The sequence below is a fragment of the Microbacterium sp. LWO13-1.2 genome (assembly GCF_038397725.1).
Classification (GTDB): domain Bacteria; phylum Actinomycetota; class Actinomycetes; order Actinomycetales; family Microbacteriaceae; genus Microbacterium.
On record NZ_CP151634.1, the window covers coordinates 1,050,777 to 1,074,668 of the forward strand.

Consider the following 23,892-nt stretch of genomic DNA (forward strand, 5'->3'; position numbering starts at 1 on the left):
CCCTGAGACAGCGCCGACGGACGCTGCAAGGTGAACAGTCTGTAGATGACGCGGGCTCGTCGACCTCCTGGTCGATCAGCGCTTCGGCAGGAAACGCTGCAGGATCACGGTGGCGACCTTGAGTTCCGGGGCGCGCAGCACAATCAGTACGAGGGCATAGACGATGACGGTGACCCCGCCGATCACACTGGTGCCAAGGGCTCCGAGCAGTTTGTCGGCTGCGGACCAGCCGTCGACGCCGCCGAGAAGCAGGAACGTTCCCCAGCCGGCGAAACCGGCCGGGACGGCCGCGATGACGAAACGGCCGATCGAGAGCAGCGTCTGTCCCAGCTCGAGGCCGCCGAGGCGACGTCGCAGCACCCAGACCGCGATGATCATCTGCACGGTGCCGGCGGCCGACTGGCTGAGAGCAATCGCCGCTGCCAGGTGCGAGAGCGGAACGAACAGCGGGATCACGAGTGCCGTGCCGACGATGATCGCGCACTGCACGATCGTGATCCAGAACGGGGTGCGGGTGTCGCCGTATGCGTAGAACGTGCGCTGCACGATGAAGAGTACGGAGAGCGGCAGGAGACCGACGAGGTAGCCGACGAGCACCGGGGCCCCGAGAGCGGCGCCCTCCGCACTGTTGGTGAAGATGCGGGTCGCCGGGACCGAGGCTGCCACCAGAGCGGCGATCGAGACCACGATGAAGAGCGAGACGGCTCGGATGCAGCGCGCGACGTCTCCGCGGACCTCTTCGTCGCGGCCTTCCGCCGCGTGCTCGGAGATCTGCGTGAAGTAGGGAGTACCGATCGATACGGCGAAGATCGAGTACGGCAGCATGAACAGCAGCCAGGCGTTGCCCATCATGAAACCGGCGGGGAACTGCCCGGACGCCGCCGAGACGACCATTGACTGCACGAGCCCGGCCAGCTGACCGGCGATCACCATGATGAAGGTCCAGCCGGCGAGCCGGCCGATGTCGCGCAGGCCCACACCGCGCCAATGGAAGTCCGGTCGCAGGTGCAGACCGGTGCGCCGCCAGGCAGCGAGAAGGATCAGGGCCTGGACGGCGATGCCGAGGGTCGCAGTGCCGCCGAGGACGGCGATCATGGTCGGATCCCACATGTCGACGTGCCTGCGGTCTCCGCCGAACAGGGCGATGAACACGAGGAAACCGGCGATGGAGATGACGTTGTTCGCAATCGGCGCCCAGGTGTACGGACCGAAGATGCGTTTCGCGTTGAGGGTCTCGCCGATGAGGGCGTAGAGACCGTAGAACAGGATCTGCGGCAGGCACCAGTACGCGAACGCCGTGCCGAGGGCGAGCTGTGCGGGGGTGAACTCGGGCCCGTAGAGATGGACGAGCCACGGCGCCGCTATGACTGCCAGGGTTGTCGCGGCGAGGAAGACGATGGTTCCGAGCGTGAAGACCTTCGAGATGAAGGCCTGACCGCCGTCTTTGTGGGCCGCGGACTTGATGATCTGAGGAATGATCACGGCGGTCAGGATGCCGGTCTGAATGAGCGTGAAGACATTGTTCGGAAGCTGGTTCGCGATGCCGAAGGCGTCCGGCGCACGCCCGATCTCACCGATCGCCGCCACCAGCACGATCGTGCGCAGCAGCCCGGTCAGGCGTGAGACGAGCGTTCCCGCTCCGAGAATCGCGCTCGCTCGGCCGAGACTGCTCAACGTTCCTCCTCGAGCGGGGCCAACTCGGCCTCCGCATCCGCTTCCTCAACGTCTGTCTCGGCATCCGATGCATCCGACGCCTCAGCCGCCTCATGCCGCCGTCGGCGACGCACCGTGCGCACAACGCCCACGACGATCAGCAGTGCGGCCAGCCCGCCGAAGATGATCAGGCCGATGCTCTCCCATTCGGCGCGCACCGAGACGTCCGCGTACCGCGTCGTTCCGATGTCGACCCCGGTCGGGCTCTTCAGGCTCAGTTCCACGTCGAGGTCGCCGCTGCCGAGGCGCGCGGCCACCGGAACCTTGACGCGGGTGTTGCTGGCGGCGTCCGCGGTGACCTCGGTCTCGCGTTGCACGTCGAGGCGCAGGTCGGAGGGCTCCGCGAAGAGGCGCACGTTCACCGGCCACGGCAGGTCGTTGCGCACCCAGAAGCCGAACTCGGCATTCGCGCCGTACAGCTGGATCAGGCTCGACGGCTCGATGCCGACGGCGTCGAGAGTGGTCTGCGTGGCCGCGCGATGGGTGGTGATCGCCTCCGCGAACTCCTCGGCCGTCGAGCCGACCCCGATCACGCGGAGGATCCGGATGCGTTCAGGACTGAGGAGCACCTGCGGGTCGGTGAGGATCGACGAGAACTCGTTCAGGGTCGCCTCGTCAGCGAGCAGGTTCTGCAGCGCCGTGGCTCGGGACGCATCAGGTTCCGCCGTCAGAGTGACGGATGCCGGCGGTGCGGCCCGCAGCGCGGAGAGTTCGAAGGCCGGGGTGTCGACGGCCGAGATGGCGGCGCGCAGCGCCTCGGCGGTGCGCAGCTCGTTCCGCTCCAGCGCGACGAGAAGGGGAATGCCCGGCGCGCTCTGCGCCGCCAGGACGAGATGCGCGTTCGCCGCCGCGAGGGAGCGCGCCCGTGCGTCGGCGTCGGGCTCGGTCGCTGCGGAGGACAGGGCCGCCGAGACGGCGGCGTCCGTGATGAGGAGGTCGTTCTCGCCGACGGCGGCGTGCCCGCTGATCTTCTCGCCGATGGAGGTGGAGGGCAGGATCGTCGTTCCCGGCCCGCCCAGGTATCCGGCGAACGTGGCGAGGTCGTCGCCGGTGACGTCGCCGCGCGGCCACAGGATGCCGGGCATCGCTCCGGGAAGCGTCGTCAGTTCGGCATCGTCGGGCAGGCTCGGCTCAGCGGTCGGTTCCGGTGTGGGTGTCGGTGTCGCCGTGCTCGGGATGCTCGGGAACATCTTCGGGTCGAGGAAGTTGCGCAGACTGGTCGGCTCGAGCAGCGCGGGGAGTGCGGCGTGCGCCTGCGTGGCGGCATCCGCGTCGCCGAACTGCAGGGCGAAGCGTTCGTTGGGGAGCTCCTCGAGACGAGTGAGCCATTCGACGACACTCGTCGGCGCTGCCGTACCCAGGGCACGGATGGCGGCGAGGATGGCCGGGTCGATCGCGAGCGCCGCGGCGGTGCCGACGACGCCGTCGAGTTGAGCGGTGAGCGCGCCGTCCGGGGCGGTCAGAGTGGTCAGTTCGTCGAGGGTGAGCAGCGCCCCACCAGTGGGAGTCGCGGTGATCGGCACGAGCACGCCCACCTGCGGGGCCGTTGCGGCGGTGATGACGAGGACGCTCGTCGACGAGACCTCGGTCAGGATGGCCGTGTCGGAATCGAGGTCGTCGGTGGTGGCCCCGTCGAGTCCGGCGCGCAGGGGATAGATGCCGGGGGCGAGGTCGGCGAGCGACTCCTGCGGAACGACCACGTTCGCCGTCGTCGACCCACGGGGATCGACGGATGCCGTGTCATCGGCGCCCAGCGGCGCGAACACGGCGTCGGTCGTTCCTTCATCCAGCCAGGCCGTCAGGGCCGCGCTGTCGGCAAGAGGAGTGCGGCCCAGTTCGAGCACCACGCGCCCCGCGGAGACCTCGGCATCGGTGCTGTTCTGCACGGTGAGCGCAGCCGTGGTCGCGGTTCCCGGCGCCACCGATCCGTGCACGCCGATGGAGATGAACAGTTCCACCGATCCGTCTTCGACCTGCTTGTCGGTCGCGGCGTAGCTCGCAGACGCCCCCCCACCGCAGACGCCCAGAACGATCGCGAATGCGACCGCGCCGCGCGCGAGCCGCAGCAGTTGCGCGCGAAGGCCGGTTTCGGGAGTGTTCACGGTCATAGGGTCTTCCTCGAACGCCGGCGACGCTGGCTGCTCGTGAGTACTGACCTTGTGATTCTAGGTGGGCGACTGAAGGAGAACCCTGAACACGCGTAGAGTGACGGCCGTGTCCGACACCTCTGCACCCGTTCCGGAGCCCCTGCACTGCGCGGCTCTCGCCGCCGACCTCGATGCCGCGGACTTCCGCTCCGAACCGCTCCGACGGTTGTGGGGAGAGGACGCCGACGACGCTCTCGGGCGAGGGATGCGCGAGCCGATCCTGCGCGCGATCGCGGGCGACGAGGGAGTGCTCGCGACGCTCGGGCGTCTGTTCGTGCTCGGGATGCCGCAGCCGTCGCACCTCGTAGAGGCTGCTGTTCCACGGCTCGGCGTGGCAGGTCTGGCCGCTCTCGGGCTGGCGGAGGTCAGCGCGGAGACAGTAGTGCCGACCGCGCTGCTGCGGCCGCAGTCGTTCGTCGACGCCGACGGCGTCGGGGAGTGGTGGATCGCGAGCGATCTCGACGAGGTCGCGCTCGGAACGGCTCTTCCTGCCGATCACGTGCTCGGCGTCGGCGGTGCCTCGCGCACCCTTGCCGAGATCATCATGCCGATCGAGGTCGATCGTGCCCTCGATCTGGGCACCGGATGCGGCATCCAGGCCCTTCTGGTCGCCCGATACGCGGGCACGGTCATCGCGACCGACATCTCGGCACGCGCCCTGGCCTACGCGGAGATCAATGCCCGGATCAACGGCGTCTCGAACATCACGTTCCGCCAGGGCAGCATGTTCGAACCGGTCGAAGGCGAGGCGTTCGATCTGGTGGTGTCGAACCCGCCGTTCGTGATCACCCCGCGCGGCGACGGTGTGCCGGAGTACGAGTACCGTGACGGCGGACTCATCGGCGATGCACTCGTCGAGCAGTTCATCCGTGACGTGCCGGCGTACCTGACGCCCGGCGGGGTCGCTCAACTGCTCGGCAACTGGGAGTCGCGAAACGGTGCGTCCGGGCTGGATCGGCTGTCCTCGTGGGTTCGGGATGATCTCGACCTATGGGTGATCCAGCGGGAGGAACTCACTCCACTGGGCTACGCGGAGCTGTGGATCCGCGACGGAGGCACGACGCCGAGGGAAGCCGCATTCACGCCGTTGCTCACTGCGTGGCTCGACGATTTCGCGGAGCGTGGCGTGACGTCGATCGGATTCGGGTACGTGCTGCTGCGGCGTCGTCCTGTCGACGGTTCGCCGCTGCGGCGGATCGAGACCGTGTCGCAGCCGGTGTCGGGTGTCGGGGTGGCGCTGCGCAACGGCCTTGCCGCGCACGATCTGCTCAGCACCGGGCTGCCGGTGACTCTCGTCACGGCTGCTGACGTCACGGAGGCGCGGCACCTGCTCCCCGGAGACGATGATCCGAGCGTGATCGAACTGCGTCAGGGCGGCGGCTTCGCCCGCACGCTGTCGGTCGATCCGGCGCTCGCCGCGTTCGTCGGCGCCTGCGACGGCGAACTGACCGTCATGCAGATCGCCGCGGCGCTCGCCGATCTGTTCGAGGTGCCGTTCGCCGACCTGTGGACCGATCTCGAGCCCCGCATCCGTTCGCTCGTGTTCGACGGATTCCTGGCCCCTGCCGCATCGTGAGCGTCCGTTCACGGGAATAGTCGACCGCATCCATTCGTTCGCATAGATCATGAAGGCTTTCGGATTCCTCTCGTTCGGGCACTACGCCGACGTGCCCGGTTCGGCGACCCGCACCGCCGGGGACATGCTGAAGCAGACCATCGAGATCGCCGAGGGTGCCGACGAGATCGGCGTGAACGGCGCCTACGTGCGCGTGCACCACTGGGCTCGTCAGGCGGCGTCCCCGATGCCGCTGCTCAGCGCGATGGCTGCGCGGACGAAGCGCATTGAGGTCGGCACCGGCGTCATCGACATGCGGTACGAGAACCCTCTGCAGTTCGCCGAGGAGGCGGCCGCTCTCGACTTCATCGCCGACGGGCGCATCGCGCTCGGCGTGAGCCGTGGGTCACCCGAGACGGCGCTGCGCGGGTACGAGACGTTCGGGTACGTCGATGAAGAGGATGCCGAGCGCGGCAGCGTGCTCGCCCGCGAGAAGTTCGACCTGTTCCTCGCCGCCATCGAGGGCGAGCGCATCGCTCCGGGCGACCCGAGGATGGTCGGCGCCGGGCATTACCTGGCGATCGAGCCGCAGTCACCGACCCTGCGCGACCACATCTGGTGGGGGTCCGGTTCGCGGGCGACCGCCGAGGACACCGGGCGCCGCGGCCTCAACATGATGAGCTCGACACTCCTCACCGAAGCGACGGGCGTGCCGTTCCACGAACTGCAGCGCGAGCAGATCGACCTGTACCGCGCTGCCTACAAGGCGGCGGGTCACACCGGCACTCCCCGGGTCTCGGTCAGCCGAAGTGTCTTCCCCCTCATCTCCGACATGGACCGCGCCTACTTCGGCCTTCGTTCCGAGGAGAGCAGCGATCAGGTCGGCATCATCGACGGCTTCCGCTCGACGTTCGGCAAGACGTATGCCGCGGAGCCGGACGTGCTCATCTCGCAGCTTCTCGCCGATGAGGCGGTGATGGCCGCGGACACCCTCATGCTGACCATCCCGAACCAGCTCGGCCCGGACTACAACCTGCACGTGCTGGAGTCGTTCGCGAAGCACGTCGCGCCGGCACTGGGCTGGAAGCCGAACACGGAAGGACCCGTCGAGGGGTACCCGATCTAGGTCGACGAATCGCCAGTGGGATACTGACGCCATGACGGATTGGGAGCACACGCCCACGCCAGGAGCGGGCGGACCGCTTCTCGGTGGTGCGCTCTGCCTCATCGGTGGAGGCGCGGGCCTTGTGGTCCTGGTACCCGGGTCCGGATGGGATGTCGTCGCCTGGTTCAGTGCCGGGGTCGTTCTGCTCGGTGCAGTGCTTCTGACCGTCGGAGGCATCAAGCTCCTCCGCGCGCGTCGCGCTGCAACGAAAGACCGCGCATGACAGGCCGCCAGAGCAAGGTCGATATCCGTGAGGCCTCCTTCCCAGAGGACGAAGAGTCCGTGTCTGCTCTGCTGGGGGACTATCTCCGGCAGACGGAAGCGGAGAAGGGGGATCACGGCCTCACCCCACGAGCAGCTGTACTCCCGGATCGCTACGCGCGCGAGATCTCCGACCCCGAGAAATCGCTGGCCGGGATGCGCGTGCTCGTCGCATCGGTCGACAGTGCGGATTGCGGGATCGTCGTCGTCACGAGGACGGCGGGCGCGTCAGAGGTCAAGCGCTTCTGGACGACACCGCCAGCGAGAGGTCACGGCGTGGGAAGCGCACTGATCCGTGAAGCACTTCGGGATGCTTCTCGACCGGTGAGACTTTCGGTGTGGGATTGGCGCGAGCCGGCGATCCTCTTGTATCGAAAGCTGGGATTCTCTCCCGCCGCTCCCTGGGACGCGCGTGACAGGCTTCTGTTCTTCGAGCTCGCCTGAGCACCGCTGGACGCACATCCGTCCCGACCGAGGAACCGCCTTCGCTACGGTGGGACGCATGAGCTACGCAGGGGACTCGTCGGTCGGTGGACGCGCGAGAGATGTCGAGAAGGACTACGCGCAGCGCCAGACGAAGCTGTTCCGCAACTTCGCCCTCGTCGAGGGAACCGTGCTGCTGATCGTGGTGGTGGCCGTCTACGTGCTCGGACTCGTCGACCCCGAGATGGGAGTCTGGATCCTTGCCGGTGTCGCGCTGATCGGAGGCGTGGCGCTCAGCACGCTCCTCATGCGGCACTTGAAGAACCGCGCCGCGGCCCTCGCGCAGGCCAGGGGCGAGAACCCGCTGTTCTGACCACGCCGCCGCCGCGCGCCGACGACAGCCGGCTTCAGCCCTGCTCGACGCCGAAGAGGCCTCGCCCGTGCTTGTGCAGCAGGTTGTAGGCATCTTCGTAGGTCTGCGGCTCCTCGTCGTCCGGCAGGCCGTAGCGCGCGAGCAGCAGACCGAGGAGCCCGTGCGCCGGCGGCGTGAGCGGCTTGTCCTTGTGCGCGTGCGCCGGATGCGGCGGGGTCGCCTCGGGGTTCTCCGGAGTGAACGACGGCGTCGTCTCGGGCCAGTCCGCCGGATGCCGCGGCTTGTCGAGGTTGATGACGTTGAACATGGTGTTCGCCGTGGCATCGCGTCGGGTGAGCGGCTTGAGGCCGTGCAGCCTGCTCAGCGTCGCGATGACCGAGCCGTGGTGCATCTCGTCATTGATGACGGTGCCGCGCCGGGTGTACGCGGACACGGCGATGGCGGGAACACGGCAGCCGAGCCGGTCGAACTCGAACCCCATCTCGCCGGGATCATCTGCCGGGCTCGGCGAAGTCGCCTCCGGCGGCGGCACGTGGTCGTAGCATCCGCCGTGCTCGTCGAACGTGATCAACAGCATCGTGTTGACCGCGTTGGACCCCTTGGCTGACTTGCTCTGCCGGATCGCCGTGTAGATGTCGTGGATGAGCTCGTCACCGGCGCGTACGTCGGAGTGTGCGCTGTTGATCACGTCGGAACCGAACACGTCGCTCTCGTGCAGCGCTCCGAACGGCGGGTGGAAGTCGTTGTGGTTGTAGACCATGCGCGGCTCGATGAACGCGTACGCCGGCAGCTCGCCATGCTCGGCATCCGCGTAGAAATCGTCCATCGTGCCGAAGTGCTCGGTCTTCCAGAACTTCTCCAGCACCGGCGCGTGCAGCACCCCGGTGAAGGACACCATCTGCAGTTCGTCGAAGTAGATCTTCCAGCTCAGGCCGGCGTCTTCGAGGCGGTTGAAGATCGTCGGTGCCGCGGGGGCGTCGAGCCACTTGTCGTAGCCGCCGCCGTGCTTGTTCGTGACGAAGCCATGCGAGGTGGAGGCGTGGAAGAACGACCGGTTGCAGAACGTCTGCGACGGAACGGCGCAGAACCAGCTGTCGAAGACGGCGAACTCCTTCGCCAGCGTCGAGAGAGTCGGCAGCATCTGCGGCGAGAACGAACCCATGATCTGACTGGCTTCGTCGGCGGTGGGAGCGGTGCCCTTCTTCAGGCGCATGTAGTTGATGATGTAGTCGGTGAGGAAGCCGCTCATCGTCGGCTGCTCACCGTTCTGCGGTGTGTTGAACGGCGGCTGCATCTGCTCCACGAACAGGGCCGAGTTCGATTCCGGCACGACCGTGTTGAAGATCTGGGTGTTGACGTGCGGGAACTCCTCACCGGGATCAGGGTTGGGATAGCCCATGATCTTGTCGGTGTCGCCCTGGTAGATGTGCGCGGGAACCCACGTCGTGCCGTCGACCGAGAAGTTGCCGTAGTCGCCGAAGTTGAGGCCGTCGAAGGTCTGCCCCTCCGGCAGATCCTCCTTCGAGTACAGATAGCCGAGCAGGTTGTCGAACGAGCGGTTCTCGCCCATCACGACGACGAGGTGATCGAACCCGGGCGCGTGGCGCGGAGCGAGAGCGCCGAAGTCGGTCGACCCCTCGAGGAATCCCTGCCGTTCACCGATCGCATTCCCGATCACTGCCCCGCCGACGCCGCCCGCCACCGCGCCCGCGACGGCCGCGCCGCCGATCTTGAAGAAGTCGCGCCGAGAGGTGGCGCGCTGGGCCGCCGCGACCTCTTCGGGGGACGGCTCGTCGTTGTCGGTCATGACGCCGATCCTATATATCGCCGTCGGAACTCGGGAGGAAGGACTCGGCGCAGGCCGGCGGGGCAGGGGCACCCCGCACCGGCCCCGGTACGCTGGAACCCATGCTCAACATGGCCGACGGCCTGGCCCGCCTCGGCGCGCTCGCCGCGCATCCCGTCGTCGCGACGCTCGCGCGCGCCTTCGCCGACGCCGGCTTCGACCTCGCCGTCGTCGGTGGTCCGGTGCGCGATGCACTGCTGGGACGCCCGACGAACGACCTCGACTTCACCACCGACGCGTTGCCGGACGACATCCTCCGCATCGTGAAGCCGATCGCCACGGCGCACTGGGACATCGGCCGCGCCTTCGGCACGATCGGCGCCCGCGTGCAGGGCGAGCAGGTCGAGATCACCACCTATCGGGCCGACAGCTACGACGGCGTCACCCGCAAGCCGACCGTCGAGTTCGGCGACACGATCGACGGCGACCTCGCCCGCCGTGACTTCACCGTCAACGCGATGGCGCTGCAGGTTCCCGCGGTCAAGCTGGTCGACCCGACCGGCGGCGTCGAAGACCTCGTCGCCCGCATCCTGCGCACGCCGGCCGACCCGGCCGTGAGCTTCGGCGATGACCCGCTACGGATGCTCCGCGCCGCCCGGTTCAGCGCGCAGCTCGGCTTCGACATCGAAGAGGGCACCCGCGCCGCGATCGAGCGTCTTCGCGCGACCCTGAAGATCGTCAGTCCCGAACGCATCCAATCCGAGCTGGTGCGCCTCATGCAGACCGACGATCCGGTGCGCGGCATCCGCGTGCTCGTCGATACCGGTCTCATCGAAGAGTTCCTCCCCGAGGTCAGCGCGCTGCGCCTCGAGGTCGATGAGCACCACCACCACAAAGACGTCTACGAGCACTCGCTGACGGTTCTGACCCAGGCCATCGAGCTCGAGCACACCCGCAACCCAGAGGCCGGGCCCGACGTCGCGCTGCGCATCGCCGCGCTGCTGCACGACATCGGCAAGCCGCGCACGCGCAAGCTCGAAGACGGCGGCGTCGTCACCTTCCACCACCACGACATCGTCGGGGCGCGGATGGCGCGCAAGCGGATGCAGTCCCTGCGCTTCGACGGGGACACGACGGATGCCGTCGCGACCCTGATCGAACTGCATCTGCGTTTCTTCGGCTACGCCGAGGGTGCATGGACGGATGCCGCGGTGCGCCGGTACGTGCGCGACGCCGGCGATCTGCTGGAGCGGCTGCACATCCTCACCCGCGCCGACGTGACCACCCGGAACAAGCGCAAGGCTTCACGTCTCGCCAGCGCCTATGACGACATCGAGTCGCGCATCGCGGCCCTCCGCGAGCAGGAGGAGCTCGACTCGATCCGCCCCGAGGTCGACGGCAACCGCATCCAAGAGGTGCTCGGGATCAAACCGGGCCGCGAGGTCGGCGAGGCCTACCGCTTCCTGCTGGATCTGCGCCTCGACGAGGGTGTGCTGGGGGCGGATGCCGCCGAGCAGCGGCTGCGCGAGTGGTGGGCCGCCCGAAGCTGACCGTTCGAGAGCCTGTTCCGCGCGGATGGGAACGCTCCTATGCTGGGGTGCGGGGCAGGTCGGAGAGGATCGGAGGCCCGTTGGCGGCATCATGGTCTTCCTCGCGTGACGGCGAACCCGCGGCGTCACGCCTCCTCATCGAGCGTGCGCACGAAGAACTGCTCGCCGGCAACCTCGACGATCAGCGGTTGCAGCATGTCCGTCCACTCGTCCGCGAGTCCTGGGAGCGATCCTGGCGTGGCCGTGTCGGCCCCGAGGGCGCCCCGCTGCTGGAACTCGTCCCCGAGGAACTGGAGGCGTACCGGCTGTCGCACCCGCTCGCGTCGGTGATGGACATGATCCGCGCACTGCTGCTTCCCGGCACCGCCGAGGATTCCGGCGTGATCGTCGCCGTCGGCGATCAGGCAGGGCGCCTGCTCTGGGTGGAGGGCGATCGGCAACTGCGGTCGCTCACGGGTGACATGGGCTTCGTGGCCGGCGCGAACTGGTCGGAGGACGCGGTCGGAACCGCAGCCCCCGGCACCGCGCTCGCCCTCGGACAGACCGTGCAGATCCATGGCGCGGAGCACTACAACAGGCTCGTGCACCCGTGGTCGTGCACGGCAGCGCCGGTGCGCGACCCCGAGACGATGCGGGTGCTGGGTGTGATCGATGTCACGGGCGGGGCGGAGGCGGTCACGCTGCAGGCGCGCATGCTGGTGGATGCCACGGCGCGTGCGGTCGAGTCGGAGATCATGGTCGCCCGTCTGCGTGCGCGGAGCGAGGCGCCGCGGGCGCGCACGACGAAGCACCAGGCGCCGAGCGCGGCCCGCGCGACGCTGCGTGTACTCGGACGGGATCGCGCTCGACTGGAGGCGATGTCGGCGCACGAGGAGATCGTCACCGAACTCAGCGCCCGGCACGCGGCGATTCTGCTGATGCTCGCCGTGCACCGTCAAGGTCTGTCGGCCGAGCGTCTGTGCGAACTCGTCTACGGCGGCGACGTCTCGCCGGATACGTTGCGCCCCGAGATGGTGCGCCTGCGCAAGGTCCTCGAGCGCAGCGCACCCGAACTCGTGCCGGAGTCTCGTCCGTATCGGCTCACCGCCGCATTGGAGACCGATGCGCATGACGTGCTCTCGCTCCTCGATCGCGGCGCGCACCGAGTCGCTCTGACGGCCTATCGGGGTCCGGTGCTGCCCGAATCGACCTCCCCCGGTGTGGAGGATTTCCGCGAGACAGTGCGATCGGCGCTGCGGGAGGCGATGCGGTCCGAGGCGAGCCTCGACGTGCTCCTGGCATACGCGGAGATCCCGGAGGGACAGGTGGATGCCGAGGCGCTCCGGCTCGCGCTGGAGATGCTTCCGGCGCGTTCGCCGAAGCGGGCGAGCCTCGTCGCGAGGATCGAACGCCTCGAGGGCGCCTGAGCCGACAGGCCCTGCAACCCGGCGCAACGTTGCGCACCGAGGCGCAACCTCCGCCGACCTACCGTCGAGGGACAGCCACGCAGCATCGACGCTGCGGCCCGTCGAAGGAGTCACGATGACCATCGTCGAAGAGAACGTGTCCACCGCCTATGCGGCCCCGGGTCGGCCCGGAGCGCTCGCCGACTACCGCCCCCGCTACGGCCACTACATCGGCGGCGAGTTCGTCGCCCCGGTCAAGGGCCAGTACTTCGAGAACATCAGCCCGGTCAACGGCAAGCCGTTCACCGAGGTCGGCCGCGGCACCAGTGAGGACATCGACCGCGCGGTCGATGTCGCCTGGAAGGCATTCGCGGGCTGGGGCAAGACCAGCCCGGCGGAGCGCGCTGTCGTCCTCAACAGGATCGCGGATCGCATCGAGGAGAACCTGGAGCGCATCGCGATCGCCGAGACCTGGGAGAACGGAAAGCCGATCCGCGAGACCCTCGCGGCCGACATCCCTCTCGCCGTCGATCATTTCCGCTACTTCGCGGGGGTGCTTCGGGCCCAGGAGGGCGGGATCAGTCAGCTGGATGAGAACACCGTCGCGTACCACTTTCACGAACCGCTGGGCGTGGTCGGACAGATCATCCCCTGGAACTTCCCGATCCTGATGGCCGTCTGGAAACTCGCGCCGGCGCTCGCCGCAGGCAACTGCGTCGTCATCAAGCCCGCCGAGCAGACACCGGCATCCCTGCTCTTCCTGTTCGAGATCATCGGCGACCTGCTTCCGGCCGGCGTCGTCAACATCGTCAACGGCTTCGGTATTGAGGCGGGGGCGCCGCTCGCCCAGCACAAGCGCATTCGCAAGGTGGCGTTCACGGGAGAGACGACGACCGGGCGCCTCATCATGCAGTACGCCTCGCAGAACCTCATCCCGGTCACCCTCGAGCTCGGGGGGAAGAGTCCGAACGTCTTCTTCGAGGACGTCGCCCGTTCGACATCCGACCCGTACTACGACAAGGCGCTGGAGGGGTTCACGATGTTCGCCCTCAACCAGGGTGAGGTGTGCACGTGCCCGTCCCGAGCATTGATCCAGCGGTCGATCTACGACGGTTTCCTCGCCGACGGACTCGAGCGCGTCGGCAAGGTCATCCAGGGCAACCCGCTCGACCCGGCCACGATGATCGGTGCACAGGCGTCGAACGACCAGCTCGAGAAGATCCTCAGCTACATCGACATCGGCACGCAGGGCGGGGCGCGGCTGCTCACCGGTGGCGAGCGGGTCGACCTCGGTGGTGATCTCAGCGACGGCTACTACGTCGCCCCCACCGTCTTCGAGGGCACGAACGACATGCGCATCTTCCAGGAGGAGATCTTCGGTCCGGTGCTGTCGGTGACCTCGTTCGATGGCTTCGACGACGCGATCGGCATCGCCAACGACACGCTCTACGGCCTCGGCGCCGGCGTCTGGAGCCGCAGCGGCGACATCGCCTATCGCGCGGGGCGGGCGATCGAGGCCGGGCGCGTGTGGACGAACACGTATCACCAGTACCCGGCGCACGCCGCGTTCGGCGGATACAAGCAGTCCGGCATCGGTCGCGAGAACCACAAGATGATGCTCGATCACTATCAGCAGACGAAGAACCTCCTCGTCTCGTACGCCGAAGGGCCGATGGGCTTCTTCTGAGCTGCCAACAGATCCGGGCGGGTGTCGGGGGACACCCGCCCGGCACCACGCAGGAAGGAGCACGATCATGGTCAGCACCGAAACCTGCCGACGGGTTGCGGTCACGGATGCCGCGGCATCCCTCGTCCGTAAGCTCTCGGCGCAGCACGGGCCGCTCATGTTCCATCAGTCCGGCGGATGCTGCGACGGTTCGTCACCGATGTGCTATCCCGTGGGGATGTTCATCACCGGGCCGAGTGACGTTCTTCTCGGTTCACTGGACGTGGGCCTGGATGCCGAGATCGACGTGTTCATGTCGGAGTCGCAGTTCGAGTACTGGAAGTACACCCATCTCACCATTGATGTCGTAGCAGGACGTGGCGCCGGCTTCAGCGTTGAGGGTCCGACGGGCATGCGGTTCCTCATCCGTTCCCGAATGCTGAACGACGCCGAGCTGGAGCACTTCGGCCTCGCGTCGTCCTCGACCTGAGGTCACGCCGCATTCAGACGCATGGACGCAACCGCCCGCAACGTATGCGGGTATACCCTTTCCCGCATACGCCGTGCAGCGTCAGTCCCCAGCTGACCGCAGGCGTGGGCGGCATTGCCGTCGTACGGAGGGGGAGTCGATCTTCTTCCGATCCCGAGGGGGGATGGGGTGGACGCTGGTTCCCCAACAGGCGCCCACCCCGACACCCGCTTCTCATCCGGTACCGCTCAGCGCAGCTGCATCCAGAACCAGAGCACGCCGAACCCGATCATGACCACGATCGGCAGCCAGGTGAAGCGGCGCTTGAGACGCCGCCCCTGCTGCGCGACGCCCGGCGGGGGAGTGAGCATTCCGGCAGGCGCCGCGAAAGGCAGTGCCTGGTGGGTTCCCGCCACGGATGCTGCGGCGGGGTTCTCTTCGAGCAGTCGTTCGTCGCGCCAGCGCGCCCACTGGTCGAACTTGGTGATCAGTGCGCCGACGGTGCCGAACAACCACGCCCAGGTCGCCGCATCGAGGGTCGAGACCTGGCGCTTCGTGTAGAGGAACAACCAGTCGTCGACGATCTCGACATCGAGCTGCGCGGCGTTGTCGATGAATCGCGCCATGATGTCGGGCGTGAACAGGTACAGAGCGTCGCGCTCGTAGCCGGCCGGGCAGTACAGCGCGAAGTACTTGTCGAAATCGCCCTCGAGAGAGAGGCGCTGCTCCTTCTGGAACGCCGCCGGCAGGTTCGACCCGAACATCGAGTTGTTGCCTTCGGCGTCGAGGACGATGTTCGGCAGCGGCACGTCGAGCTTCACGGCGACGTAGCCCCAGCTGTAGGTGGTCGAGTTCTTCCCGGATTTCACCGTGTACTGGTAGTTCCCGAACTCGACGAACCGCGGTGAGGTTCCCCGCACCAGGTCTTTCGCGACACGTCCGCCACCGATGCTGAAGATCATGCCGGGCAGCGGTGGATCAGAAACCTTGGCCTCGTAGCTCATCCCGTTCGCCTGTGCGAAGCGATGCAGGCGGTAGCGGCGTTCGCGTGCTCCGCGAACACCGACCCACGCCAGCGCGCCGCCGCCGACGAGGATCACGGCGAGGATGACCAGCGGGATGGCTGCGGTCCAGGGCGACCTGCTCGACGAGGCGATCGCGATGACGACCGTCGCGGTGACCGGAATGAACACCATCGCAGCGATGGCGAGCGAGACGATGGCGATGATCGTCGACACGGAGGGTCCCGACGTGCCGCGCGCCCGCAATTCCGCGGCGAAAGCGCTCACTCCTCGGGGATCGACCGGCTCGGTGAGCGGGCGGGCGTCGAATGTGAACTCCGGTCGGGTGGATGTCATCGGTTCATCTCGTCGGCAGCGTCGGTGAGGTCGGCGCCCTCGGGGATCTGCAGAGCCTCGAGGCGTTCGTCGGCGCAGATCGCCGCGATCAGTGCTTCCGATCCGGCGACGATCGTCGAATCGAAGTCGACCTCGCTGCCCAGCACCCAGGCGTGGTCTTCGGGCCAGATGATGCTGGGACTCTGGGCCGCGGCCGGGAAGCCGTGCTCCTCGGCCAGGCGGTCGCGCCACGGCGCGTCGAGGATCCACTCGGGGTGCGCGAAGGTCTGCGGTGCTGCAGAGAACAGGACATGACGACGGTCGGGGAGTTCGAGTCTCGGGCCTTCGGAGATCTCTCGGGAGAGGATTCCCTCCTGCCACGTCTTCCTCCGGAACACGCTGTTGAAGGGGTCGCGACCGCTGCGGCCGAGCATCGCCTGATGGTTCGGATCGTCACTGAACGTGAGGAATGCTCGTGACGGGCCGTGACCACGGAATCCGAGGAGGCCGCCCCATCCCTCCCAGACCGCCGCCCATCCGGCATCCGGGGTCGACGTGTGCGAGACGAGGTGCTCGGCGACGGCGGCGAGCGACTCGATCTCCAGCCCGCCAATCGGCGGATCCTGGTAACGCCACCCGGCGCTGTCGCGCGGGCCGTCCTCGTTCTCGACGATGCGCCCCGGCGCGACGAGGTGCTGCCATTGCGCTTCGCGATGCATCTTCGTGCCCATCGCGGCGGCGGTGTCTGCCCAGCTCACCTGTTCACCGATGATCTCCGGGTCGCGTGCCTGGAAGGCATCCCACGCGTGGCGGTGCGCGTCGTAGGGGAGTCCCGGCCACTCGTCTCCGACCGGGCGGTCGCGGCGCGCGGGGTGGAACACACGCACGTACGCCGGGTAGCCGCGCGGCACGACGACGTGCATGGTCCAGGCGTCCGTGCCCGTCGACACGCCGTCGTCGAGTCGCTCGCGCAGCCAGCTCCCGGCCGACGGATCCGCTGTCCACTCCATGGGGACCACGCTACCCGGGCGCTGCGGACCGGCCGCGCCCACCCGCCGCGCCCCCGGCTACGGTGGAAGCCGTTCGGGTCCGCACCGCCAGGAGGAAGAATGTACGCACCGGAGTATCCGATCCGCACCGAGCGGCTGCTGTTGCGCCCGCTCACGCTGGATGACGCCGCGCCGATGCTCGTCTACAAATCGGATGCCGATGCGGTGCGCTACGTCCCGTACGGGCAACTCTCCCTCTCCGACATCGAGGAGAGGATTCAGACTCGGTGGTCGACGACTCGGTTCGAGAAGCAGGACGACGCCGTCTGCCTGGGTATCGAGGAACGGGAGACCGGCCGGCTGGTCGGGGACGTGGTGCTGTTCTGGCGGAGCGAGAGAGATCGTGAGGGCGAGGTCGGCTACATCCTCGACCCCGCACAATCCGGCAAGGGCTATGCGACGGAAGCCGTGGCCGCCCTTCTCGAGCTCGGGTTCGAGGGGCTCGGGCTGCACCGGATCGCGGCACGCATCGACGAACGGAACACCTCATCCGCACGGGTCGTGGATCGGCTGGGGTTTCGTCAGGAGGCGCGCCTGGTGGAGAGCTCCTGGTTCAAGGAGGAGTGGACGACGCTGCTGATCTACGGCCTGCTCGACAGGGAGTGGCGCGCCGGACGCGCGGCCGGTGTCGGAGTGCATCCCTCATAATCGAGGGGTGAACCCGACTGCAACCATCCCCTCCCTCGACGGCCGCCGATTCCGGATGGTGTCTTCCACGACGTCGGCTGTCGACCCTGACGCGCCGAGCGAGTTCGTCTACTGGGAGCGGGACGGTGCGATCTGGGGCGAGTACTCCGGCGACACCGTGACGTTCGGCCGATTCGTCGGCACGCGCACGGCCGACTCGATCTGGGTGTCGTTCGTGCACGTGCTGGTGTCAGACGGCACGGTGGTCACCGGCGACGGCGAGAGTGAGCTCGAACTCACCGCGGACGGACTCATCCGCCTCGTGGAGCACTACGAGATGCACGGCGCACCGCAGCTCAGCGTGTGCGAAGAGGTTGCCGCGATCTGACCGCAGGGGCGGGCATCAGCGCGGCGGCAGCGTGTCCCGGCCGGGCGATGCCGGCGTCCAGCGGGTCATTCCCAACGGGATCTCGGTGGTGCGCTCGGGGAGATCCGACGGCAGCAGGTAGGCACGGCGGATCACCTCGTCGAGAACGACGACGCTGACCACCGTGCGCACCTCCGGCAGTTGCGCGATCACACCGGTGGAGAATTCATGCACGCCGCCGACATCGACCGCGCGGATCAGGAGCATCGCGTCGTGCTCGCCCGTGGTGATGGCACACCACTCCACGTCGGGCATCTCCGTCACGCGCTCGCGGAACGACGCCCAGGACTGCGGCATGACCGTCACGAATACGAGGGCGGCGATCGACAGCCCTGCCTTCGCCGGATCCACTCGGGCGCTGAACCCGGTGATCACGCCATCGTGCACAAGGGATTCGACCCGCGTGTACGCACTCGCCCGCGAGATGCCGACCCGCTCGGCGAGAGCCGCGATCGAGACGCGGCCGTTCTCGCGCAGCACGTCCAGAATTCTGTACGACACATCATCCAGTGGCATGGCACTTCGTCCAGATTGCTTCGGGACTTCCGTGTCTCTGCTGGACATACTGCTCCTCGATAAGGGGTTCGGCATCAGAACTTCACAGCGTTACGCATTCTTGATAGACGGATCGTCGCATATCGTGGGAATCTGATCCCGGTCGTCCACAACGGTGCCGACTTACCCGAATGTACTCCTCGCCCTTGGAGGTCGCCATGGTGTCGCCCCGAAGCACATCGTTCATCGCCCTGGGAGCCGTCGCGCTCCTGGCCCTCGCCGGCTGCTCCGGCGGAAACTCCGCGAACAACGGCGGCGGAGACTCCGACGGTGGCGGCTCGCTCGTCATCGACACGGCGTTCTCCATCGAGACGGGTGACCCCGGTCACACCTACGACCCGACGGGCAACATGATCGCGAAGGCGCTCTACGAGACCCTCGTCGACTTCGAGGGCTCGGATGTCTCGACCCCGGTCGCCGGTCTCGCCTCGTGGGAGCAGAACGACACCGCGACCGAGTTCACCTTCACGCTGGAGGGAGACCGCGTCTTCTCCGACGGCTCGGCGATCGAGGCGAAGGACGTGGTCTTCACGCTGCAGCGCGTCCAGGGCATGGTCGACGCGAAGCCCAACTTCCTCCTCGGCGGTCTCACGATCACCGAGGTCGACGAGAAGACGATCTCGATCACGTCCGAGACCCCGCTCCTGCAGCTGCCCGCGATCCTCGCGAACCCCGCGCTCGGCATCGTCAACTCCGACGTCGTGATCGAGAACGGCGGTGCGATCGACGGCACCGACAGCGCGCAGAAGTTCCTCGACGGCGAGTCCGCCGGATCCGGTCCGTTCACGCTCGACACGCTCGATCTCTCCTCCCAGGTCGTCCTGACGAAGAACGATGAGTACAACGGCGACGAAGAGGCCGGGTACGACCGCGTCGTCGTGCGCAACGTCTCCGAGAGTGCGACGCAGCTCGCCAACCTCAAGGGCGGCGACTCGATGGTCGCGATGGACCTCAACGGCGACCAGGTCGCGGGACTCGGCGACGGCCTCGAGGTCGAATCGGTGCCGTCCGGCCAGACGATCTTCCTGCTCCTCAACCAGTCGGATGCCGTCGCAGGGGAGCTCGCGAACGTGAAGATCGCCGAGGCGATCCGCTACGCGCTCGACTACGACGCGCTGCTCGAACTGGCCGGTGCCGGCGCCGTGCAGGCCACCGGCGTCATCCCGCCCGGATTCGAGGGCGCCCTGGACAGCGGTGTCGAGCAGGATCTCGACAAGGCAGAGGCCGCGCTCGCCGAGGCGGGCTACACGGGCCAGACCCTGAAGCTGCAGTTCCCGAACGACTACCCGGTCGGCGGCGTGGAGTTCACTCCGCTCGCCGAGCGCGTTCAGGCGCAGCTGGGCGATGCCGGCATCAAGGTCGAGCTCGCCCCGCAGCCGTTCGCCACGGAGCTCGACGCCTACGTCAACGGCACCGAAGGCTTCGGCCTGTGGTTCTGGGGTCCGGACTACGCCGACTCGGCGAACTTCCTCCCCTTCGGGCCGGGCCTCAAGGTCGGCCTGCGCTCAGGCTGGACTGCAGAGGCGAACCCGGAGATCGCGGGCATCGCTGCGGATGCGGCCAGCGCCACGGATGCTGCGCAGCGCACCTCCGCGTTCACGGCATTCGCCGAGGCGATGCAGGCCGAAGGTCCCTTCGTGCCGCTGATCGTCCCCGGTCGCAACATCGCCACGGCGGACGCCGTCACCGGCGCCGTGTACAACTCGGTGTGGGAGATGGACATCGCCGAGATCAACCCCGCCGGCTGAGCGGGCCGCTCTCATGACGACAGTTGCGGTGAGGCAGCAGGCGACGCGGCGCAGGTCGCCGCTCGCCGGCTACCTGCTGCGCCGCATCGGCACCTCGCTGCTCCTGCTCGTTGGCGTCACCATCGTCACGTTCGCGCTGACCAACCTGGTGCCAGGAGACCCCGTCTCCGCGGCGCTGGGCGAGGGGGCATCGCAGAACCCGGCGACGCGCGAGGCGTTCATCAAGGAGCACGGCCTCGACCAGCCGCTGATCGTGCAGTACTTCATCTATATGGGGAACCTGCTCCGCGGAGACCTCGGTACGTCGCTGGTGACCGGTCGTCCGGTCGCCAGCGACCTCGCCACCGCGGTGCCGGCCACGATAGAGATCGCGATCGCCGCGATCATCCTCAGCCTCGCGGTGAGCACCGTGCTCGGCACCCTTGCCGCGTACCGCCGGGGCCTCGTCACCGATCAGGTGATCCGCGTGGTGACCCTGATCGGGCTGAGCGTGCCGACCTTCTGGTTGGCTCTGGTCAGCTTCTACATCTTCTTCCTGCAGCTGCACATCGCACCGGGATCCGGACGCATCTCGCCATCGATCACTCCGCCGCCGAAGGTGACGGGCATGTACACGATCGACTACCTCCTGAACGGCGACGGCGTCGGGTACTTCGACGCACTGGCACACCTCGGTCTGCCGGTGATGGTGCTGTCGCTTGTCACCATCGGCCTGCTCACGCGCTTCATCCGCACCTCTGTGCTCGAAGTGCTCGGCAGCGACTACGTCAGGGCGGCGAGGGCAAAGGGCTTGCCCGCCATGCGCGTGATCCTCGGCTACGTGCTCCGTGGTGCATCCCTTCCGATCCTCACCGTCGTCGGCGTCGCGTTCGGATCGCTGCTGTCGGGCACCGTGCTCGTCGAGTCGGTGTTCGCCTGGCCGGGCCTGGGCACCTACGCCTACAACTCGGCGGCGAACCTCGACCTCCCCGGCATCATGGGTGTCGGCCTCGTCGTCGGACTCATCTACCTCCTCATCAACTTCGTCGTCGATCTGCTCTACGGCGTCCTCGACCCGAGAGTGAGGATCGCATGAGCCGCATCGACGCAGCATCCGGACCCTGGCGGTTCCGCTTCCGCTGGCCACGCGCCTGGCGCACTCCGCTCGGCGTGATCGGCACACTGATCGCAGCCGCCTGGATCATCGTCGCCTTCACCGCGCAGTGGTGGGTGCCGTTCGGCCCGAACGCGCAGGTGCTGCCGCGCCTGCAGCCGCCGGGCATCGACACGCTTCTCGGCACCGACGGCAACGGCCGTGACATCTTCTCGCGGCTGATGACCGGCGCGACCGTGAGCCTTCCGCTCGCACTCATGCTCGTGATCGCCGCGATGGTGATCGGCACCGTCATCGGCGCCGTTGCCGGATACTTCGGCGGCTGGGTCGACGAGACCCTCATGCGCATCACCGATCTCTTCATGGCGTTCCCCACCGTCATCCTCGCGATGGTCGTCGCCGCATCCCTCGGCCCCTCGCTGTTCAACGCGGTGATCGCCGCGGTCGTGGTGTCATGGCCGCAGTACTCCCGTGTCACCAGGAGCATCGTGCTGGGGCTCCGCGGGCAGAACTACGTGATCGCCGGGCGCCTGCTCGGCCACTCGCCACTGCGGACGCTCTTCGTCGACATCCTCCCGAACATCGCCGGTCCCGTGCTGGTGCTCGCCACCCTCGACATCGGCGCGGCGATCCTGCTGCTGTCCGGGCTGTCCTTCCTCGGCCTCGGGGCACAACCGCCGACCGCCGAGTGGGGGTCGATGATCTCGGCCGCGATCCAGAACTTCGATGCCTGGTGGCTGGGCGTGTTCCCCGGACTCGCGATCCTCACGGTCGTCCTCGCGTTCAACTTCCTCGGGGACGCGATGCGCGATGTCCTCGACCCGACGGCTGAGGTGACGCACGAGAAGCAGGCGGAGCGCGTCGCAGATGCGAAGGGGGTGGCCGCATGAGCGCCGCGAGCGTCCTCAGCATCCGCGACCTGACCATCGACATCGGTCGTCCTCTCGTCCGCGGTGTCTCCCTGGAACTCGAGCCGGGTCGCATCCACGGCCTGGCGGGTGAATCCGGTTCTGGCAAGACACTGACCGCACTGGCCGTGCTCGGCCTGCTGCCGCGGCAGGCACGCGCCGGCGGTTCCATCACGCTCGGTGGTGAAGAACTGCTCGGCATGCCCCGTCGCGCGCTGAATCGCATCCGCGGTCGACGGGTCGCGATGGTCTTCCAGGACCCATCGGCATCTCTGCATCCGCAGCTCCCGGTCGGCCGCCAGCTCACCGACCACATGCGGGTGCACCTCGGACTCCGCGGCGAGGCGGCGCGGAACCGCGCGGTGGAACTGCTCGAGACCGTGCAGGTGCCGAATCCCGCCGAGGCCCTCAAACGCTATCCGCACCAGTTCTCGGGAGGTCAGCGCCAGCGCATCGCGATCGCGTGCGCCCTCGCCTGCGACCCCGAGGTGCTCCTCGCCGACGAGCCGACGACGGCGCTCGATGTCACCGTGCAGGCGGGGATCCTGCGCCTGCTGCGCGACCTCGCGTCCGAGCGCGAACTCGCGGTGCTGCTCGTCACGCACGATCTGGGCGTCATGAGCGCCATCGCCGACGAGGTGATGGTGATGAAGGACGGCCAGGTTGTCGAGCGTGCCGACAGGGAGACGCTGTTCCGTTCACCGCAGCACGAATACACCAGGAAGCTTCTCGCGGCACTGCCCGGGTCACGGATCGAGGAGGACGGGAATGAGTGAGATCGCTGTCCTCGATGCGAGGGACGTCGTGGTGCGATACCCCGGCAATCCTCCGGTGATCGCCGTCGACGGGGTGTCCCTGCAGGTGGCCGCGGGGGAGACCGTGGCGCTGGTCGGCGAATCCGGCAGCGGCAAGTCGAGCCTCGCCCGCGCCGTGGTCGGCATCGAGAAGATCGCGGCCGGGAGCGTGCGATTCCGCGATGCCGAGGTCGCGCCGCTCGGCATCCGCCGACGCCCGACCGCTCTCACCGGCATCCAGATGGTGTTCCAGGATCCATCGACCTCGCTCAACCCGCGTCGCCGGGTCGGCGACCAGATCGCCGACGGCATCGCCACCGCGAGACACCGCGGAGAAGCAGGGTCACGGGTCGAGGAATGGCTGGAGCGCGTCGGTCTGCCCACCCAGGTCGCGACGCGCTTCCCGCACCAGTTCTCCGGCGGTCAGAAGCAGCGCATCGCCATCGCCAGGGCGCTCGCCGCACGACCTGATCTGCTGGTCGCCGACGAGCCGATCTCGGCGCTGGACGCGTCCACCCAGACGAGCGTCGCTGCCCTGATGCGCGACCTCGTCGCGGAAGCGGGGGCGGGGATGCTGTTCATCTCGCACGACCTCGCGGTGGTGCAGCGCATCGCCGACCGCACGCTCGTCATGTACGGCGGCCAGGTGCTGGAATCCGGCCCCACTGCCGAGTTGTGGGCCGAGCCGCAGCATCCGTACACCCGATCGCTGCTGGCCGCCATCCCGGAGCCGGATGGGGCAGGGCGAATTCCGGATGCGCCGACGGCCGAGGACCGGCTGAACTGGATCGAGGTCGCCCCGATCCTGCGCTGAGCGGGCCGGCACCGGTCACTCGCTGTTCACCCGGGCGTCGCCCGCCG

General features: G+C 67.9%; 22 protein-coding genes. 16 read left to right on the plus strand and 6 right to left on the minus strand.

The window, feature by feature from the left end; all coding sequences use genetic code 11:
• Nucleotides 1–75: 75 nt before the first annotated feature.
• Nucleotides 76–1,674 (minus strand): murein biosynthesis integral membrane protein MurJ, encoded by a 1,599-nt coding sequence (murJ, locus tag MRBLWO13_RS04955; RefSeq protein ID WP_341976693.1) that lies wholly within the window; start codon nt 1,672–1,674, stop codon nt 76–78.
• Nucleotides 1,671–3,821, minus strand: coding sequence for a DUF6049 family protein (locus tag MRBLWO13_RS04960; RefSeq protein ID WP_341976694.1), 2,151 nt, complete (start codon nt 3,819–3,821; stop codon nt 1,671–1,673). Before MRBLWO13_RS04960 ends, murJ begins: the two co-directional genes overlap by 4 nt.
• A 106-nt stretch (nt 3,822–3,927) precedes the next feature.
• Here MRBLWO13_RS04960 and MRBLWO13_RS04965 point away from each other — a divergent pair, with 106 nt between their 5' ends.
• From MRBLWO13_RS04965 to MRBLWO13_RS04985, 5 genes are read left to right on the plus strand one after another with little or no spacing between them, the layout of a single operon-like run.
• On the plus strand, nt 3,928–5,436 hold the full coding sequence (locus MRBLWO13_RS04965; RefSeq protein WP_341976695.1) for a methyltransferase: 1,509 nt from the start codon (nt 3,928–3,930) through the stop codon (nt 5,434–5,436).
• A gap of 49 nt (nt 5,437–5,485) precedes the next feature.
• Entirely contained in the window at nt 5,486–6,541 is a 1,056-nt protein-coding gene (locus tag MRBLWO13_RS04970; protein ID WP_341976696.1) for an LLM class flavin-dependent oxidoreductase, read from the plus strand.
• A 31-nt stretch (nt 6,542–6,572) separates the two neighbouring features.
• Complete coding sequence (locus tag MRBLWO13_RS04975) at nt 6,573–6,803, plus strand: hypothetical protein (protein ID WP_341976697.1); 231 nt, start codon at nt 6,573–6,575, stop codon at nt 6,801–6,803.
• Nucleotides 6,800–7,285 (plus strand): GNAT family N-acetyltransferase, encoded by a 486-nt coding sequence (locus MRBLWO13_RS04980; RefSeq protein WP_341976698.1) that lies wholly within the window; start codon nt 6,800–6,802, stop codon nt 7,283–7,285. The genes MRBLWO13_RS04975 and MRBLWO13_RS04980 overlap by 4 nt, the downstream gene beginning before the upstream one ends.
• A gap of 58 nt (nt 7,286–7,343) precedes the next feature.
• The gene (locus MRBLWO13_RS04985; protein WP_341976699.1) at nt 7,344–7,637 is read left to right on the plus strand and encodes a hypothetical protein; all 294 of its coding nucleotides are present in this window, start codon (nt 7,344–7,346) and stop codon (nt 7,635–7,637) included.
• A 34-nt stretch (nt 7,638–7,671) separates the two neighbouring features.
• Here the strand turns inward: MRBLWO13_RS04985 and MRBLWO13_RS04990 are convergent, their stop codons facing one another.
• On the minus strand, nt 7,672–9,444 hold the full coding sequence (locus tag MRBLWO13_RS04990; protein WP_341976700.1) for an alkaline phosphatase family protein: 1,773 nt from the start codon (nt 9,442–9,444) through the stop codon (nt 7,672–7,674).
• A gap of 101 nt (nt 9,445–9,545) precedes the next feature.
• Here MRBLWO13_RS04990 and MRBLWO13_RS04995 point away from each other — a divergent pair, with 101 nt between their 5' ends.
• The 4 genes from MRBLWO13_RS04995 (at nt 9,546) to MRBLWO13_RS05010 (ending at nt 14,514) form a co-directional block, all read left to right on the plus strand.
• Nucleotides 9,546–10,973 carry a CCA tRNA nucleotidyltransferase gene (locus MRBLWO13_RS04995; protein ID WP_341976701.1) on the plus strand — a complete coding sequence of 476 codons (1,428 nt, stop codon included), beginning with the start codon at nt 9,546–9,548 and terminating at the stop codon, nt 10,971–10,973.
• Between the two features lie 80 nt (nt 10,974–11,053).
• On the plus strand, nt 11,054–12,379 hold the full coding sequence (locus MRBLWO13_RS05000; RefSeq protein WP_341976702.1) for a GAF domain-containing protein: 1,326 nt from the start codon (nt 11,054–11,056) through the stop codon (nt 12,377–12,379).
• 115 nt (nt 12,380–12,494) lie between these two features.
• Nucleotides 12,495–14,045 (plus strand): aldehyde dehydrogenase family protein, encoded by a 1,551-nt coding sequence (locus MRBLWO13_RS05005; protein WP_341976703.1) that lies wholly within the window; start codon nt 12,495–12,497, stop codon nt 14,043–14,045.
• 67 nt (nt 14,046–14,112) lie between these two features.
• Nucleotides 14,113–14,514 (plus strand): DUF779 domain-containing protein, encoded by a 402-nt coding sequence (locus MRBLWO13_RS05010; protein ID WP_341976704.1) that lies wholly within the window; start codon nt 14,113–14,115, stop codon nt 14,512–14,514.
• A 227-nt stretch (nt 14,515–14,741) separates the two neighbouring features.
• On the opposite strand, the gene MRBLWO13_RS05015 is transcribed toward MRBLWO13_RS05010, so the two are convergent.
• Together MRBLWO13_RS05015 and MRBLWO13_RS05020 are read right to left on the minus strand one after the other, a co-directional pair.
• Nucleotides 14,742–15,851: a hypothetical protein gene (locus tag MRBLWO13_RS05015; protein ID WP_341976705.1), complete on the minus strand. Its 1,110-nt coding sequence runs from the start codon at nt 15,849–15,851 to the stop codon at nt 14,742–14,744.
• Complete coding sequence (locus tag MRBLWO13_RS05020; protein WP_341976706.1) at nt 15,848–16,840, minus strand: hypothetical protein; 993 nt, start codon at nt 16,838–16,840, stop codon at nt 15,848–15,850. The genes MRBLWO13_RS05015 and MRBLWO13_RS05020 overlap by 4 nt, the downstream gene beginning before the upstream one ends.
• Nucleotides 16,841–16,939: 99 nt before the next feature.
• Between MRBLWO13_RS05020 and MRBLWO13_RS05025 the strand changes: the two genes are divergently transcribed.
• The gene (locus MRBLWO13_RS05025; protein WP_341976707.1) at nt 16,940–17,527 is read left to right on the plus strand and encodes a GNAT family N-acetyltransferase; all 588 of its coding nucleotides are present in this window, start codon (nt 16,940–16,942) and stop codon (nt 17,525–17,527) included.
• Between the two features lie 7 nt (nt 17,528–17,534).
• Nucleotides 17,535–17,894: a hypothetical protein gene (locus tag MRBLWO13_RS05030; RefSeq protein ID WP_341976708.1), complete on the plus strand. Its 360-nt coding sequence runs from the start codon at nt 17,535–17,537 to the stop codon at nt 17,892–17,894.
• A gap of 15 nt (nt 17,895–17,909) precedes the next feature.
• Here MRBLWO13_RS05030 and MRBLWO13_RS05035 read toward each other — a convergent pair whose 3' ends face one another.
• A complete protein-coding gene (locus MRBLWO13_RS05035) occupies nt 17,910–18,449 on the minus strand; it encodes an Lrp/AsnC family transcriptional regulator (protein WP_341976709.1) in 540 nt (179 codons plus the stop codon).
• 197 nt (nt 18,450–18,646) lie between these two features.
• Here MRBLWO13_RS05035 and MRBLWO13_RS05040 point away from each other — a divergent pair, with 197 nt between their 5' ends.
• From MRBLWO13_RS05040 to MRBLWO13_RS05060, 5 genes are read left to right on the plus strand one after another with little or no spacing between them, the layout of a single operon-like run.
• A complete protein-coding gene (locus MRBLWO13_RS05040) occupies nt 18,647–20,236 on the plus strand; it encodes an ABC transporter substrate-binding protein (protein WP_341976710.1) in 1,590 nt (529 codons plus the stop codon).
• 13 nt (nt 20,237–20,249) lie between these two features.
• Entirely contained in the window at nt 20,250–21,311 is a 1,062-nt protein-coding gene (locus MRBLWO13_RS05045; RefSeq protein WP_341976711.1) for an ABC transporter permease, read from the plus strand.
• Nucleotides 21,308–22,219, plus strand: coding sequence for an ABC transporter permease (locus tag MRBLWO13_RS05050; protein WP_341976712.1), 912 nt, complete (start codon nt 21,308–21,310; stop codon nt 22,217–22,219). Before MRBLWO13_RS05045 ends, MRBLWO13_RS05050 begins: the two co-directional genes overlap by 4 nt.
• Nucleotides 22,216–23,013, plus strand: coding sequence for an ABC transporter ATP-binding protein (locus MRBLWO13_RS05055; protein WP_341976713.1), 798 nt, complete (start codon nt 22,216–22,218; stop codon nt 23,011–23,013). The genes MRBLWO13_RS05050 and MRBLWO13_RS05055 overlap by 4 nt, the downstream gene beginning before the upstream one ends.
• A complete protein-coding gene (locus tag MRBLWO13_RS05060) occupies nt 23,006–23,845 on the plus strand; it encodes an ABC transporter ATP-binding protein (RefSeq protein WP_341976714.1) in 840 nt (279 codons plus the stop codon). Before MRBLWO13_RS05055 ends, MRBLWO13_RS05060 begins: the two co-directional genes overlap by 8 nt.
• The last annotated feature ends 47 nt before the right edge of the window (nt 23,846–23,892 follow it).

Bases quoted from the DNA above. Each gene is read 5' to 3' on its own strand.
- MRBLWO13_RS05060 (WP_341976714.1), top strand. From the start codon at position 23,006: ATGAGTGAGATCGCTGTCCTCGATGCGAGGGACGTCGTGGTGCGATAC.
- MRBLWO13_RS04990 (WP_341976700.1), bottom strand. From the start codon at position 9,444: ATGACCGACAACGACGAGCCGTCCCCCGAAGAGGTCGCGGCGGCCCAG.
- MRBLWO13_RS04980 (WP_341976698.1), top strand. From the start codon at position 6,800: ATGACAGGCCGCCAGAGCAAGGTCGATATCCGTGAGGCCTCCTTCCCA.
- MRBLWO13_RS05010 (WP_341976704.1), top strand. From the start codon at position 14,113: ATGGTCAGCACCGAAACCTGCCGACGGGTTGCGGTCACGGATGCCGCG.
- MRBLWO13_RS05045 (WP_341976711.1), top strand. From the start codon at position 20,250: ATGACGACAGTTGCGGTGAGGCAGCAGGCGACGCGGCGCAGGTCGCCG.
- MRBLWO13_RS04960 (WP_341976694.1), bottom strand. From the start codon at position 3,821: ATGACCGTGAACACTCCCGAAACCGGCCTTCGCGCGCAACTGCTGCGG.
- MRBLWO13_RS05025 (WP_341976707.1), top strand. From the start codon at position 16,940: ATGTACGCACCGGAGTATCCGATCCGCACCGAGCGGCTGCTGTTGCGC.
- MRBLWO13_RS05040 (WP_341976710.1), top strand. From the start codon at position 18,647: ATGGTGTCGCCCCGAAGCACATCGTTCATCGCCCTGGGAGCCGTCGCG.
- MRBLWO13_RS05005 (WP_341976703.1), top strand. From the start codon at position 12,495: ATGACCATCGTCGAAGAGAACGTGTCCACCGCCTATGCGGCCCCGGGT.
- MRBLWO13_RS05050 (WP_341976712.1), top strand. From the start codon at position 21,308: ATGAGCCGCATCGACGCAGCATCCGGACCCTGGCGGTTCCGCTTCCGC.
- MRBLWO13_RS05020 (WP_341976706.1), bottom strand. From the start codon at position 16,840: ATGGAGTGGACAGCGGATCCGTCGGCCGGGAGCTGGCTGCGCGAGCGA.
- MRBLWO13_RS04975 (WP_341976697.1), top strand. From the start codon at position 6,573: ATGACGGATTGGGAGCACACGCCCACGCCAGGAGCGGGCGGACCGCTT.
- MRBLWO13_RS05055 (WP_341976713.1), top strand. From the start codon at position 22,216: ATGAGCGCCGCGAGCGTCCTCAGCATCCGCGACCTGACCATCGACATC.
- MRBLWO13_RS04995 (WP_341976701.1), top strand. From the start codon at position 9,546: ATGCTCAACATGGCCGACGGCCTGGCCCGCCTCGGCGCGCTCGCCGCG.
- MRBLWO13_RS05035 (WP_341976709.1), bottom strand. From the start codon at position 18,449: ATGCCACTGGATGATGTGTCGTACAGAATTCTGGACGTGCTGCGCGAG.
- MRBLWO13_RS04985 (WP_341976699.1), top strand. From the start codon at position 7,344: ATGAGCTACGCAGGGGACTCGTCGGTCGGTGGACGCGCGAGAGATGTC.
- MRBLWO13_RS04970 (WP_341976696.1), top strand. From the start codon at position 5,486: ATGAAGGCTTTCGGATTCCTCTCGTTCGGGCACTACGCCGACGTGCCC.
- MRBLWO13_RS05015 (WP_341976705.1), bottom strand. From the start codon at position 15,851: ATGACATCCACCCGACCGGAGTTCACATTCGACGCCCGCCCGCTCACC.